The following is a 13,586-nucleotide window of genomic DNA, read 5'->3' as shown; positions in this document are numbered from 1 at the left end:
TTGAGGGGTTAAGGCTCCCAGTAGACGACTGGGTTGATAGGCCGGATCTGGAAGGCGGGTAACCGCTGGAGGTGACCGGTACTAATAGGCCGAGGGCTTGTCCTCAGTTGCTCGCGTCCACTGTGTTAGTTCTGAGACAACGAACAGTTGTCGGCTAGAGCTTGAACCACACAACAGAAAAGTGTGCTTGTTCGCTCGAAACCATTAGGGTTTCGGTGGTCATAGCGTGAGGGAAACGCCCGGTTACATTTCGAACCCGGAAGCTAAGCCTTACAGCGCCGATGGTACTGCAGGGGGGACCCTGTGGGAGAGTAGGACGCCGCCGAACAATCTTTGGAGGACCCCTGGTCCCAGCGTTCACGCTGGGACCAGGGGTCCTTTTGTTTTTCCAGAAACTTTCAGAAACATAGTTCCGGAGCGCGCCGAGTAGCTGGCTGCGCGAGAATGACTTGCGGTACCGAAGACAGGAGTCACCGATGTCCACCAACTCTCCCGAGGACCGACCCGAGCGCGAGGAGCGGCGACGGGACAGTGGTGACCGTGGCGGGTACCGCGGAGGCCCGAGCCGTAGCAACGATCGAGGAAACGACCGCGGCGGCAGCAGCAGCGATCGCGGTGGCTACGGCCGGCGTGACGACAACCGTGGCGGAGCTCCTCGCCGCGATGACCGTGGCGGTGCCGGCAGCGGAGGCGGTGGCGATCGCGGTGGTTACCGTGGTCGTGACGACCGTTCCGCCGGCCCGCGTCGGGATGACCGTCCCGCCGGTCCGCGCCGTGACGACCGGCCCGCCGGCCCCCGCCGTGATGACCGTGGCGGCGAGCGCGGAGGGCGTCCCGGTGGTTTCCGTAGGGACGACAGCCGTGGTGAGCGGCCCGCGTTCCGGCGTGACGACCGAAGCGACAACCGTGGCGGTGAGCGTCGCGACGACAACCGTGGCGATCGTGGTGGCTTCCGGCGCGATGACAGCCGTGGTGAGCGCCCGCCGTTCCGACGTGACGACAACCGTGGTGGCGGTGGTGGTTTCCGGCGTGACGACAGTCGCGGTGAGCGTCCGCCGTTCCGGCGCGATGACCGCAGTGACAACCGGGGCGACAACCGGGGCGAGCGTCCTGCCTTCCGGCGTGACGACGACCGCGGTGACCGGGGCAGCTACCCCCGCCGTGACGACCGTCGCGATGACCGCCGTAGCGACGACCGTGGCAGTGGCGATCGCGGTGGGTTCCGTGGTCGTGACGACCGTTCCGCAGCTCCGCGTCGGGATGACCGGCCCGCCGGCCCCCGCCGTGATGACCGCGGCGGCGATCGTGGTGGCTTCCGGCGCGATGACAGCCGTGGTGAGCGCCCGCCGTTCCGACGTGACGACCGCAGTGACAACCGTGGCGAGCGGCCGCCCTTCCGGCGTGATGATCGCCGGGACGACCGTCGTGACGGGGACCGTCCTGCCTTCCGGCGCGACGACAACCGTGGTGACCGTGGCAGCTATCCCCGCCGTGACGACCGGCCCGCAGGTCCGCGTCGTGATGACCGCGGTGGCGATCGTCCGGCCTTCCGGCGTGACGACAGCCGTGGTGAGCGTCCGCCGTTCCGGCGCGATGACCGCAGTGACAACCGGGGCGACAACCGGGGTGAGCGTCCTGCCTTCCGGCGTGACGACGACCGCGGTGACCGTGGCAGCTATCCCCGCCGTGACGACCGTTCCGCCGGTCCGCGTCGCGATGACCGTCCCGCCGGTCCGCGCCGTGACGACCGTCCGTCCGGTCCCCGTCGCGATGACCGCGGTGGCGAGCGCGGAGGGCGTCCCGGTGGTTTCCGTAGGGACGACAGCCGTGGTGAGCGGCCCGCGTTCCGCCGGGACGACGAGCGTGGCGGCTACCCCCGTCGCGACGACCGCCGTGACGACCGTCGGGGCGATGACCGCCGTGGTGGCGGCAGTCGGTTCCGTGACGAGCGGGAGCGTGACCGTGAGCCGATCAAGCGGCTGCCGATCCCCGAGGACGTCACGGGCGAGGAGATCGACAAGGACGTACGGCAGGAGCTGATGAGTCTGCCGAAGGGGCTTGCCGAGGACGTCTCGAAGAACCTGGTGATGGTTGCCCGACTCATCGACGAGGACCCCGAGGGCGCCTACGCCTACTCCAAGATCGCCCTGCGACTGGCGTCGCGTGTCGCCGCCGTACGTGAGGCGGCCGGGTTCGCCGCGTACGCGAACCAGAAGTACAGCGAGGCGCTGGCCGAGTTCCGGGCGGCGCGGCGGATGACCGGCAGCGTGGATCTGTGGCCCGTGATGGCCGACTGCGAGCGTGGGCTCGGGCGGCCGGAGAAGGCGCTGGAGATGGCCGGTGCCGCCGAGGTGCACAAGCTCGACAAGGCCGGCCAGGTCGAGATGCGGCTCGTCGCGGCCGGCGCCCGGCGTGACATGGACCAGCTCGACGCGGCCATCGTCACGTTGCAGAGCCCGGAGCTTGCCTCGAACACCGTGCAGCCGTGGACCGCGCGACTGCGGTACGCCTACGCCGACGCCCTGCTCGCCGCCGGGCGTGAGGGCGAGGCGCGGGAGTGGTTCGCCAAGGCCGTGGAGTCCGACAAGGACGGCAGCACGGACGCGTCGGACCGTCTCGCCGAGATGGACGGTGTCGAGTTCGTCGACGCGTTCGTCGAGGACGAGGACGATGACGAAGACGACGTCGTGCGCGACGATGTGGCCGAGCCCCAGGAGGCCTCCGCGGCCGACGAGGCGGAAGTCGACCTTGAGGACGAGGACGACGACGAAGACGAGGATGACGACGCGGACGAGGACGACGACATCGAGGACGTCGCGGCGGAAGCCGAGGCGGAGGACGAGGTCGAGACCGTGACTGAGACCGAAGCGGAAGCCGAAGTCGAAGCCAAGGAAGACGTCGTCAAGGAAAGCGTCGTCAAGGAAGATGACGACAAGGACTGACGACACCGCACCACGTCAGTGACAAGGGCGGGATCCCGGTACCGGGGTCCCGCCCTTTCCTGTCTACGGAGTTGGTGGTCGCGTCTCAGATGTCCAGCGCGCGCAGCACCAGTCCCGACGCCGGTTTGGGGCCGAAGGACGTCGACTTGCGGGGCATCGTGACGCCCTGGCGGGCCAGGTCGCGTACGACCTCCTCGCGGACGGGGTGCATCAACACGGCCGTACCGCCGTCGCGTTCGGCCTTGCGGACCGTGGCGGCGGTGTCGTGGATGTAGGCGATGCGGGCCGGGTCATCCTCGGGGATGAGCCAGACGTGGTCCAGGAGCGTGGCATGCAGGACCGTGGCGTCCAGGGTGCGCCAGGCCGCGGGGCGGTCGGCCGGGATCGTACGGGCCAGGAGGTCCGGGTCCGGGTGGTCGACCAGGTGGAAGGCGCCGTCGCCGGCGAGGAGGAAGGCGTTGCCCGCGCAGGCCGCGTCGGCGAGGGCTTCCAGGGCTTCCGGGAGGGGCACTTCCAGGTGTTGGACGCGGAACAGGCCGTCGAGGGCCGTCAGGGCGTCGGACACCGGGACCCCGTGCAGGAGGCGGTGGATCGCGCGGACGCGGAGCGGGTAGCGGGCCGTGTCGACGAGGAGGACGAGGCCGTAGTCCCAGGGGCTGGGGGAGGGGTGCTCCGCGCGTAGACGTCGGTACGTCGCCCAGCGGTGATGGCCGTCGGCGATCAGGGCCTGGTGGTGGGCCAGGTCCTGCTGGATGCGGGCCAGGTCGGTGGGGTCGGTGACCGACCACAGGCGGTGGCTGTAGCCGTCCTCCGTGGTCGTCGCCAGGAGTGCGGGGCCCTCGGCGATGCGCTCGACCACCGTCGTCGTGTCGGCCGGTGAGCCGTTGCCCCGGTAGGTCAGGAGCAGGGGTTCGAGGTTCGCCGAGGTGGCTCGCATGAGGGCCGCGCGGTCCGCGACCACGTGCGGCATGACGTCCTCGTGCGGCAGGACCACGCCCTCCGACGGGTCCGACAGGAGCAGGGCGCCGATGACGCCGCGCTGCAACAGGCCGTTGCCGTCGCGCTGTTCGTACACGTACAGGCCGGGCTCGGGGTCGGTGGTGAGGACCCCCTCGGAGAGCCAGCGGTGCAGGGTGTCGGCGGCCTGTTCGTTGCGGGCACTGGGGGTGGTGGCCTGCGGGAGGATCAGGCGGACGATGTTGTGCGGGTCGGCGTCCTGGAGATGGTGCAGACCGTCGGGGCGTACGACCACGTCGTACGGTGGGGACGTCACGGCGGCCAGGCTGCCGACCAGGTCGGGGTCGTAGCGAAGGCCTCGGAACGGGGTGAGTTCCAGGCCTCGGCGCTCCGTTGCTTCCGAGTGACCTGCGGTGTTCATCCCGGCATCGTACGTGTGTCAGTGGCATGCGGGATGATCGGGTGAAAGCGATCGAACGAGGAGCGATGTGGAATGAGCCAGAGCGTCAGGACGAGCCCCGACGGCAGTGGCCGGGCCCTGAGCGAGGCGTACGACACGGCGCTGCTCGACCTCGACGGGGTGGTGTACGCGGGGGGCAACGCGATCGCCCACGCGGTCGACTCGCTCGCCACCGCCCGCGCGGGCGGCATGCGGCTCGCCTATGTCACCAACAACGCTCTGCGGACGCCGGACGCGGTGGCCGAGCACCTCACCGAGCTGGGCATACCGACCGGGGCCGACGACGTCATCACCTCCGCGCAGGCCGTCGCCCGGCTGATCAGCGAGCAGGTGCCGGCGGGCTCTCGTGTGCTGGTGATCGGCGGGGAGGGGCTGCGGGTCGCGCTGCGCGAGCGCGGTCTTGAGCCCGTCGACTCGGCGGACGACGAGCCGGTGGCGGTCGTACAGGGCTACGGCGGGCCCGACCTGGCGTGGGGGCGGTTCGCGGAGGCCTGTTACGCGATCGCGCGCGGGGTGCCGTGGTTCGCGTCCAACACCGACCTGACGATCCCGAGCGCGCGCGGTATCGCGCCGGGCAACGGCGCGGCGGTGGAGGTCGTACGGATAGCGACCGGGGCCGAGCCGCAGGTGGCGGGGAAGCCGTTGCCGCCCATGCACAAGGAGACGATCCTGCGGACGGGCGCCGAGCGGCCGTTGGTCGTGGGGGACCGGCTGGACACGGACATCGAGGGCGCGTTCAACGGGGATGTGGACTCGCTGCTCGTCCTGACCGGTGTGACCGACGGCGCGCAGTTGCTCGCCGCGCCTCCGCAGCACCGGCCGACGTACGTCGACGCCGATCTGCGGGGCATGCTCACCGGGCAGCCCGAGGTCAGCGAGGCGGGAGACGGCTTCCGGTGCGGTGGCTGGACGGCGACGGCGGGCCGTGACCGGCTGGAACTCGACGGTGCGGGCGAGCCCTTGGACGGGCTCCGGGCGCTCTGCGCGGCGGCCTGGACGGCGGCGGGGGACGGTTCCTGCGCGCTGGACGGGGAGAAGGCGCTGGCGCGACTGGGGTTGTGACCTGGGGAGGCGGGACTCACCCTTCGGGTCAAATGCGAGGATAGGCTAACCTAACCTCGTGTTGGTCGACAGTCCCCCAGAACAGCGCGCGGAGACCGCCCCCGCGCCCCCAACCCGCCGGGCGATACGTGTCCTTGGGCTCTTCGCCTCCGTGGCGCTCCTGGTCGTCGTCGCTCTGGTGAGCATCGCGATCGGCGCGAAATCGCTGCCGTTGGGGGATGTGTGGCACGGCCTGTTCCATGACTCGGGGACGTACGCGGACGTCGTGGTCGGCGACCGGATATCCCGTACGGCCCTCGGGCTGCTCGCCGGTGCCGCGCTCGGGCTGTCCGGCGCCGTCCTCCAGGCGCTCACCCGCAACCCCCTCGCGGACCCCGGCCTGCTCGGCATCAACGCCGGCGCCTCGGCCGCGGTCGTCACCGCCATCACCTACTTCGGTGTGACATCGCTGAGTGGCTACGTCTGGTTCGCCTTCGCGGGTGCTGCCGTCGTCGGGGCACTGGTCTGGTTCCTGGGCGGCAGCCGGGGCGCCACACCCGTGCGTCTCGCGCTCGCCGGCACCGCGATCAGTGCCGCGCTCTACGGCTATCTCCAGGCCGTCATGATCATGGACGACGCGGCGCTCTCCAAGATGCGCTTCTGGACGGTCGGTTCGCTGGCCTCGGCCACCGGCTCGACGATCACGCAGGTCGCGCCGTTCTTCGCGGCCGGCACGGTCGTCGCCCTGCTGCTCGCCCGGCCGCTGAACGCGGTGGCGATGGGCGACGACACCGCCCGCGCCCTCGGCGCCAACCTCAACCGCACCCGGGCGCTCGCCATGCTCTCGGCGACCGTGCTGTGCGGCGCGGCGACCGCCGCCTGCGGCCCGATCGTGTTCGTCGGCCTGATGGTGCCGCACGTGGTGCGTTCCTTCACCGGCCCCGACCTGCGCTGGATCCTGCCGTACGCCACGATCCTGTCGCCCGTGCTGCTGCTCGGCGCGGACGTCCTGGGCCGGTTGATCGCGCGGCCGGCGGAGCTTCAGGTCGGCATCGTCACCGCGATCATCGGCGGGCCGGTCTTCATCTATCTCGTACGACGGCGGAGGACGGCCCAGCTGTGAAGGCCCAACGAATCTCCGCCGCCCGTGTTCCCGCCCTCCGTACGCGGGCCGTACGGACCGGCGGCCTCTCCCTCCGCCTCGACCTCCGTGCCTTCACGGTCGTCGTCCTTCTCCTGGTCTGCGCGCTCGCCGCGAGTGTGGTGCTGATCGGTACCGGGGACTTCCCGATCCCGGCCGGTGACGTCCTCAAGACGTTGTTCGGGGGCGGTGACGCGGGTCAGGAGTTCATCGTCAACCAACTGCGGCTGCCGCGCGTTCTCGTCGGCCTCCTTGTCGGTGCCTCGCTCGGGCTCGGCGGTGCGCTGTTCCAGTCCATCTCCCGCAATCCGCTGGGCAGTCCGGACGTACTGGGCCTCTCACAGGGCTCGACGGCCGGGGCGCTCGTCATGATTGTGCTGTTCTCCGGCAACGCGGCGGCCGTCACCCTCGGGGCGCTCGTCGGCGGTCTCGTGACCGGGCTCGCGATCTATCTGCTCGCCTGGAAGCAGGGGGTGCACGGGTACCGGCTCGTCCTCGTCGGCATCGGCGTCTCCGCCGTCGTCACCGCGGTCAACGGCTATCTGCTCACCAAGGCCGACCTCGTCGACGCGGCCCGCGCGGTCGTCTGGATGACCGGCTCCCTCAACGGCCGTGACTGGACGCAGGTTTGGCCGCTCCTCGCACTGTGTGCCGTCCTGCTGCCGCTGGTCCTCGCCAACGGGCGCGGGCTGCGGATGATGGAGATGGGCGACGATGTGTCGTACGCCCTAGGGGTGCGCGTCGAGCGCGTACGGCTGCTGCTGATGGTGGCCGCCGTGCTGCTCACCGCGGCCGCGACCGCCGCCGCGGGACCGGTCGGCTTCGTGGCCCTCACGGCACCGCAGCTCGCCCGGCGCCTGACCCGCTCGCCGGGTCCGAACCTGGTGCCCTCGCTGTGCATGGGCGCCACCCTGCTGGTCACCGCCGACTGGGTCTCCCAACGGGCGTTCGGCGCCGACCAGTTGCCCGTCGGCGTGGTCACCGGAGTCCTCGGCGGGGTCTACCTGCTCTGGCTCCTGGTCACCGAGCGCAAGGCGGGCCGGATATGAGCAACCAGAGCGGCCAGAGCAACCAGAGCAACCAGAGCAACCAGAGCGGCCTCAGCAGCGGGCTGAACAATCCAAGGAGCACCGTGAACCGCCTGTCCGCCGAGAACGTCACCCTCGCCTACGACCAGCGCGTCATCGCACGCGAGTTGTCGGTGGAGATACCCGACAACTCCTTCACGGTGATCGTCGGCCCGAACGCGTGCGGCAAGTCCACGTTGCTACGCGCCCTGTCGCGGATGCTGAAGCCGAACGAGGGCCGGGTACTGCTCGACGGGCAGGTCATCCAGTCGATGCCGGCGAAGAAGGTCGCACGCACCCTGGGCCTGCTCCCGCAGTCGTCCATCGCGCCCGACGGGATCACCGTCGGCGACCTCGTGGGCCGCGGCCGGTACCCGCACCAGGGCATCCTGCGCCAGTGGTCCCAGGAGGACGAGCGGGTCGTACAGGAGTCGATGGCGCAGACCGGTGTCGCCGAGCTCGCCGATCGCTATGTCGACGAACTGTCCGGCGGGCAGCGGCAGCGCGTGTGGATCGCGATGGCGCTCGCCCAGCAGACGCCCCTGCTGCTGCTCGACGAGCCGACCACCTACCTGGACATCCAGCACCAGATCGACGTCCTCGACCTCTGTGCCGAGCTGCACGAGGAGCAGGGCCGCACGCTGGTCGCGGTGCTGCACGACCTCAACCACGCCGCCCGGTACGCCACCCACCTCATCGCGCTGCGGGAGGGCGCGGTCATCGCGCAGGGCGCGCCGGGCGACATCGTCACGGCCGATCTCGTCGAGGAGGTCTTCGGGCTGCGCTGCCAGGTCATCGACGACCCGGAGACGGGGACGCCGCTGGTGGTGCCGGCGGCGCGCAAGGCACGCGCGCGTGCGGGAGCCACGGCGGGGACAGGGGCAGGGGCAGAGGCCGCGGCGGTGGCTACAGAAGCTTCCTGAGGCGGAACAGGTCGAACACGTTGGCCTCCAGTTTCACCCGGCCCGAGCCCCAGGCCTTCGCGAAGTTCAGGCCGCCGTCGACCATGGCCACCAGGTCGTCGCCCGCCATGGTCAGCCTGATCTGGGCCTTCTCCGCCGGAAGGCCCTGCACGGTCTCGTCCACCACGATCCGGCCGCCGGTGAGCCGGCCGACGAACGTGACGTCGAGATCGGTGATCCGGCAGCTGACCGAACGGTCCATGGCCGCGGCGGCGCGGACATTCCCATCGGCCTTCTGCATGTTGTCCGAGAGCTTCTCGAGTGCGACGCGGCACTCTTCGATCGTTGCCATCGTGATCGACGGTACCCCAGGCCTTCGCGGTAGCGTCTGGGCATGAGCGACTCATTGCCCGAGGCCGAGGTCGGGGCCGTACCCGAGGGTGTTCCGGAGGCCGTTCCGGAGGCGGAGCCCGCGGACGACCCCGCCGCCCCCGCGCCCCTGAACGTGGACCGCGCCCCGAGCGGCAACGCCGACGTCGACGCCCAGCTCGGGCGCCTCGCCGACACCGACCACCTCGCCACGGACGGACATGTCGAGGTGTACGAGGATGTACACCGGGGGCTGCGCGACGCGCTCACCGCGCTCGACGCCCGCCCGGGACCTCCGGCGCCCCCATCGACGTACGACCGCAGGAGCTGAACCGAACGTGGCAGGAGTGGCACGCCGACGTCTCGACGCCGAGCTGGTCCGACGGAAGCTCGCGCGGTCGCGGGAGCACGCGAGCCAGTTGATCGCCGCCGGCCGGGTCACCGTGGGCAGGACCGTCGCGACCAAGCCCGCCACCCAGGTGGAGACCGCGGCCGCCATCGTCGTCGTCCAGGACGACGGCGACCCCGACTACGTCTCCCGGGGCGGCCACAAGCTCGCGGGCGCGCTGGAGGTCTTCGTACCGCGGGGGCTCGTGGTCGAGGGACGGCGGGCGCTGGACGCCGGCGCGTCCACCGGGGGCTTCACCGATGTGCTGCTGCGCGCGGGTGCCACGCAGGTCGTGGCGGTCGACGTCGGGTACGGGCAACTCGCGTGGTCTCTTCAGAGCGATGAACGCGTCACCGTCAAGGACCGTACGAACGTACGCGAGTTGACGCTTGAAGCGATCGATGGGGAGCCTGTGGATCTAGTCGTGGGGGATCTGTCCTTCATCCCGCTCGGGCTGGTGCTGCCCGCCCTGGCGCGGTGCACGAAGCCGGACGCGGACCTGGTGATGATGGTCAAGCCGCAGTTCGAGGTGGGGAAGGAACGGCTGGGGAGCGGCGGTGTCGTACGCAGCCCGGAACTGCGGGCCGAGGCCGTACGCGGTGTCGCCCGGCGGGCCGCGGAACTGGGGCTCGGGGTGGAGGGTGTCACCGCCAGCCCGCTGCCCGGGCCCTCCGGGAATGTCGAGTACTTTCTGTGGCTGCGGGCCGGCGCACCCGAACTGGACCCGGCCGATGTTGACCGTGCAGTGGCGGAGGGGCCGCGTTGACACAGAACCGAGCTCGTACTGTTTTCCTGCTCGCGCACACGGGTCGCCCTGCGGCGATCCGGAGTGCCGAACTGGTCGTGAAGGGGTTGTTGCAGTCCGGTATCGGAGTGCGCGTCCTGGAGTACGAGGCACGCGACCTGCCACTGCCCGACGAGGTGGAGACGGTCACCGAGGCCACCCCGCAGTGCCTTGAGGGCTGCGAGCTGCTCATCGTCCTCGGCGGCGACGGCACGCTGCTGCGCGGCGCGGAGTTCGCGCGGGCGTCCGGGGTGCCGATGCTCGGCGTCAACCTCGGCAGCGTGGGGTTCCTCGCGGAGGCGGAGCGGGACGATCTCGACAAGGTCGTGGACCGGGTGGTCACGCGGGCCTACGAGGTCGAGGAGCGGATGACCGTCGATGTCGTCGTTCACAAGAACGGGAACATCGTGCATACGGACTGGGCGTTGAACGAGGCGGCGGTGCAGAAGGCCGGCGCCGAGAAGCTGCTGGAAGTCGTCCTTGAGATTGACGGGCGTCCGGTGACTGGGTTCGGGTGTGACGGGATCGTCTGTGCGACTCCTACGGGGTCTACGGCTTATGCGTTCTCGGCTGGTGGGCCTGTGGTGTGGCCTGAGGTCGAGGCGTTGCTGATGGTACCGATCAGTGCGCATGCGTTGTTCGCAAAGCCGTTGGTGACCTCGCCGGATTCTGTGCTTGCCGTTGAGGTGTTGCCGCATATCCCCCCGGGGGTTCTGTGGTGTGACGGGCGGCGGACTGTTGAATTGCCTGCCGGGGCTCGGGTTGAGGTTCGGCGGGGGGCTGTGCCTGTGCGGTTGGCTCGGCTGCACCATGCGTCGTTCACGGATCGGCTTGTTGCGAAGTTCGCTCTGCCTGTTTCGGGGTGGCGTGGGGCTCCTCATTAGAGTGCACGCCGGTGGGGGCTGAGCGCGCAGTTCCCCGCGCCCCTTCGGGGCGCTTCCCTCGCGTGGGTGACAGGGTGCCTCGCGCTTCTCCCTCCCTACCTCGTAAGGTCTTCACCGTGTTGGAAGAGATGCGGATACGGTCGCTCGGAGTCATCGACGATGCTGTCGTCGAACTGTCGCCGGGGTTCACCGCTGTCACGGGTGAGACCGGTGCGGGTAAGACCATGGTCGTCACCAGCCTTGGGCTGTTGCTGGGTGGGCGGGCTGACCCGGCGTTGGTGCGGATCGGGGCGAAGAACGCGGTCGTGGAGGGGCGGATCTCCGTGCCTCCCGGCGGCTCCGCCGTGCTGCGCGCCGAGGAGGCCGGTGCCGAGCTGGAGGACGGGACGCTGCTCATCAGCCGTACCGTTTCCGCCGAAGGGCGGTCCCGGGCGCACCTGGGCGGGCGTTCCGTGCCGGTGGGGTTGTTGGCGGAGCTGGCCGACGACCTTGTCGCCGTGCACGGGCAGACCGATCAGCAAGGGTTGTTGAAGCAGTCCCGGCAGCGGCAGGCGCTCGACCGGTACGCCGGGGACGCCGTCACCGGGCCGCTGACCAAGTACGCGGAGGCGTACCGGCGGCTGCGCGCCGTCGCCGTCGAGCTGGACGAGATCACCACGCGCGCGCGTGAACGGGCCCAGGAAGCCGACATGTTGCGCTACGGCCTCGACGAGATCGCGGGTGTCGAGCCGCGTCCCGGGGAGGACGTCGAACTCGCCGCCGAGGCCGAACGGCTCGGGCACGCCGAGGCGTTGGCGTCCGCCGCGACGGCCGCGCACGCTGCGCTAGCCGGCAACCCCGAGGACCCCGAGGGCATCGACGCGGCGACCCTCGTCGCGGGTGCGCAGCGGGCCCTGGAGGCCGTACGGTCGCACGACTCCGAGCTGGCCTCGCTCACCGACCGGATCGGTGAGATCGGCATCCTTCTGGGCGATGTGGCGGGGGAGTTGGCGGGGTACGCCGACGACCTGGACGCCGATCCGCTGCGGCTGGCCGCCGTCGAGGAACGCCGGGCCGCCCTCAACGCGCTCACCCGGAAGTACGGCGCGGACATCACCGCCGTGCTCGCGTACGCCGAGCAGGGTGCCTCACGGCTGACCGAACTCGACGGCGACGACGAGCGCATCGACGAACTGACCGCCGAGCGGGACGCGCTGCGCGGTGAACTGGGCGGTCTTGCCCAGGCGTTGACCGACGCGCGCACGGAGGCCGCCGAGCGGTTCGCCGCGGCGGTGACTGCGGAGTTGGCCTCCCTCGCGATGCCGCACGCGCGTGTGTCGTTCGAGATCCGCCAGACCGAGGACCCGGAGGGCGTCGAGGTCGGCGGTCGTGCGGTCGCCTACGGCCCGTCGGGCGTCGACGAGGTCGAGTTGCTCCTCGCCCCGCATCCGGGCGCTCCGCCGCGGCCCATCGCCAAGGGCGCGTCCGGCGGTGAACTGTCGCGCGTGATGCTGGCCGTGGAGGTCGTGTTCGCGGGGACCGATCCCGTGCCGACCTACCTCTTCGACGAGGTCGACGCCGGTGTCGGCGGCAAGGCGGCCGTCGAGATCGGGCGGCGCCTCGCGAAGCTCGCGAAGACCGCGCAGGTCGTCGTCGTGACCCACCTGCCCCAGGTCGCCGCCTTCGCCGACCGGCAGTTGCTCGTCGAGAAGACCAACGACGGGTCCGTCACCCGCTCCGGCGTGAAGGTCCTCGAAGGTGAGGACCGCGTACGGGAGTTGTCCCGGATGCTGGCCGGCCAGGAGGACTCGGAGACGGCTCGGGCGCATGCGGAGGAGCTGTTGGCCACAGCGCGGGCGGACGGGTAGTACGGGCTCCGCGTACGGTGGCCGGATGACCGTACGCACGTCTCGCACCGCCTCCCTCGCCCTCGCCGCAGCCGTCACCCGCTCGACCCTGGTCGCCTTGCGCGCCAAGGGACTTGGCGGTGGCTGGGAGCGCAAGAACCATGCCGGCCGGACCGTCGACCTGTACGCGGCCCCGGCCACCGTCGCCGGAGCCGCCCTCGCCGCCGCGCGGGTCCGTCCGGCCGCCGGGTTCGCGGTTCTCGCGGCCGGCGTGTGTGGCGGTTACGACGATGTCGTCGGCGCGGGTGACCCACGGAGTGGTTTCCGGGCGCACCTTTCCGCCCTCCGGGACGGTGAAGTCACCAGCGGGGCAGTCAAGTTGTTCGGCATCTCCGCCGCCGGGCTCGTCGCCGGGGCGCTGCTCAAGGAGCGGCCTCTCGACAAGGTCCTCGCGGGGGTTGTGATCGCCGGTGCGGCCCACTTCGTCAACCTCGTGGACGTACGACCTGGTCGTGCCGCCGGTGCCGTACTCGCCCTCGCCGCACCGGGGTTGCTGCGCCGGGGCCCCGGCGCGGAACTGGCCGCCGCCACGATCGGAGCCGCCGGTGCCGTGCTCCCGGACGACCTCGGCGAGCGGACGATGATCGGCGACGCGGGGGCTCACGCCCTGGGCGCGGTGCTGGGTGCGGCTGTCGTCGTCGGCAACGGGCGGGCGGGGCTGGTGGCGCACGCCGCCGCTGTGGTGGCCGCGGCGGTGTACGGAGACCGGGTGAGCGCGCTCGCGCGGGGGCTGTGAGTGGGGCCTGTCCCTTATACACCACTGAC

At 70.8% G+C, this 13,586-nt stretch carries 12 protein-coding genes, 2 rRNA genes and 1 pseudogene; 13 read left to right on the top strand and 2 right to left on the bottom strand.

The genetic code is table 11. The features are described 5' to 3' along the window. From ACNFOC_RS39190 to ACNFOC_RS39175, 4 genes and pseudogenes are all read left to right on the top strand, one after another. Positions 1 to 105 (top strand): 23S ribosomal RNA (locus ACNFOC_RS39190); the annotation flags it as partial. A gap of 106 nt (positions 106 to 211) precedes the next feature. Further along, a 5S ribosomal RNA gene (gene rrf, locus ACNFOC_RS39185) occupies positions 212 to 328 on the top strand. Between the two features lie 148 nt (positions 329 to 476). Then, positions 477 to 1,862, top strand: a pseudogene (locus ACNFOC_RS39180) (hypothetical protein); the annotation flags it as partial. A 117-nt stretch (positions 1,863 to 1,979) separates the two neighbouring features. After that, positions 1,980 to 2,942 carry a tetratricopeptide repeat protein gene (locus ACNFOC_RS39175; protein WP_416963777.1) on the top strand — a complete coding sequence of 321 codons (963 nt, stop codon included), beginning with the start codon at positions 1,980 to 1,982 and terminating at the stop codon, positions 2,940 to 2,942. A gap of 85 nt (positions 2,943 to 3,027) precedes the next feature. Here ACNFOC_RS39175 and ACNFOC_RS39170 read toward each other — a convergent pair whose 3' ends face one another. Beyond that, a complete protein-coding gene (locus ACNFOC_RS39170; RefSeq protein WP_416963775.1) occupies positions 3,028 to 4,320 on the bottom strand; it encodes a DUF1015 family protein in 1,293 nt (430 codons plus the stop codon). 72 nt (positions 4,321 to 4,392) lie between these two features. On the opposite strand from ACNFOC_RS39170, the gene ACNFOC_RS39165 reads away from it, so the two are divergent. The 4 genes from ACNFOC_RS39165 to ACNFOC_RS39150 are packed head-to-tail and all read left to right on the top strand — an operon-like array spanning position 4,393 to position 8,531. Then, the gene (locus tag ACNFOC_RS39165; protein WP_416963774.1) at positions 4,393 to 5,421 is read left to right on the top strand and encodes an HAD hydrolase-like protein; all 1,029 of its coding nucleotides are present in this window, start codon (positions 4,393 to 4,395) and stop codon (positions 5,419 to 5,421) included. 58 nt (positions 5,422 to 5,479) lie between these two features. Then, positions 5,480 to 6,523, top strand: coding sequence for a FecCD family ABC transporter permease (locus tag ACNFOC_RS39160; RefSeq protein ID WP_416963773.1), 1,044 nt, complete (start codon positions 5,480 to 5,482; stop codon positions 6,521 to 6,523). Next, the gene (locus tag ACNFOC_RS39155) at positions 6,520 to 7,590 is read left to right on the top strand and encodes a FecCD family ABC transporter permease (protein WP_416963772.1); all 1,071 of its coding nucleotides are present in this window, start codon (positions 6,520 to 6,522) and stop codon (positions 7,588 to 7,590) included. Before ACNFOC_RS39160 ends, ACNFOC_RS39155 begins: the two co-directional genes overlap by 4 nt. Continuing rightward, a complete protein-coding gene (locus ACNFOC_RS39150) occupies positions 7,587 to 8,531 on the top strand; it encodes an ABC transporter ATP-binding protein (protein WP_416963771.1) in 945 nt (314 codons plus the stop codon). Before ACNFOC_RS39155 ends, ACNFOC_RS39150 begins: the two co-directional genes overlap by 4 nt. Here the strand turns inward: ACNFOC_RS39150 and ACNFOC_RS39145 are convergent. Beyond that, on the bottom strand, positions 8,515 to 8,862 hold the full coding sequence (locus ACNFOC_RS39145) for an SCP2 sterol-binding domain-containing protein (protein WP_327405100.1): 348 nt from the start codon (positions 8,860 to 8,862) through the stop codon (positions 8,515 to 8,517). The two genes, ACNFOC_RS39150 and ACNFOC_RS39145, sit on opposite strands and share 17 nt — an antisense overlap. A gap of 42 nt (positions 8,863 to 8,904) precedes the next feature. Here ACNFOC_RS39145 and ACNFOC_RS39140 point away from each other — a divergent pair, with 42 nt between their 5' ends. The 5 genes from ACNFOC_RS39140 (at position 8,905) to ACNFOC_RS39120 (ending at position 13,557) form a co-directional block, all read left to right on the top strand. Continuing rightward, positions 8,905 to 9,210: a hypothetical protein gene (locus ACNFOC_RS39140; protein ID WP_416963770.1), complete on the top strand. Its 306-nt coding sequence runs from the start codon at positions 8,905 to 8,907 to the stop codon at positions 9,208 to 9,210. A gap of 7 nt (positions 9,211 to 9,217) precedes the next feature. Further along, positions 9,218 to 10,033, top strand: a complete 816-nt coding sequence (locus ACNFOC_RS39135) for a TlyA family RNA methyltransferase (protein ID WP_416963769.1) — start codon at positions 9,218 to 9,220, stop codon at positions 10,031 to 10,033. Continuing rightward, positions 10,030 to 10,935, top strand: a complete 906-nt coding sequence (locus ACNFOC_RS39130; RefSeq protein ID WP_026179466.1) for an NAD kinase — start codon at positions 10,030 to 10,032, stop codon at positions 10,933 to 10,935. The genes ACNFOC_RS39135 and ACNFOC_RS39130 overlap by 4 nt, the downstream gene beginning before the upstream one ends. 128 nt (positions 10,936 to 11,063) lie before the next feature. Beyond that, on the top strand, positions 11,064 to 12,782 hold the full coding sequence (gene recN, locus ACNFOC_RS39125) for a DNA repair protein RecN (RefSeq protein ID WP_416963776.1): 1,719 nt from the start codon (positions 11,064 to 11,066) through the stop codon (positions 12,780 to 12,782). Between the two features lie 25 nt (positions 12,783 to 12,807). Continuing rightward, entirely contained in the window at positions 12,808 to 13,557 is a 750-nt protein-coding gene (locus tag ACNFOC_RS39120) for a hypothetical protein (protein ID WP_416963768.1), read from the top strand. The last annotated feature ends 29 nt before the right edge of the window (positions 13,558 to 13,586 follow it).

Source organism: Streptomyces colwelliae, assembly GCF_048158785.1.
In the GTDB taxonomy this organism is placed as follows: Bacteria; Actinomycetota; Actinomycetes; order Streptomycetales; family Streptomycetaceae; genus Streptomyces.
The sequence above is the reverse complement of the archived record's forward strand: the minus strand, read 5'-3'. Positions and strand labels throughout refer to the sequence as shown.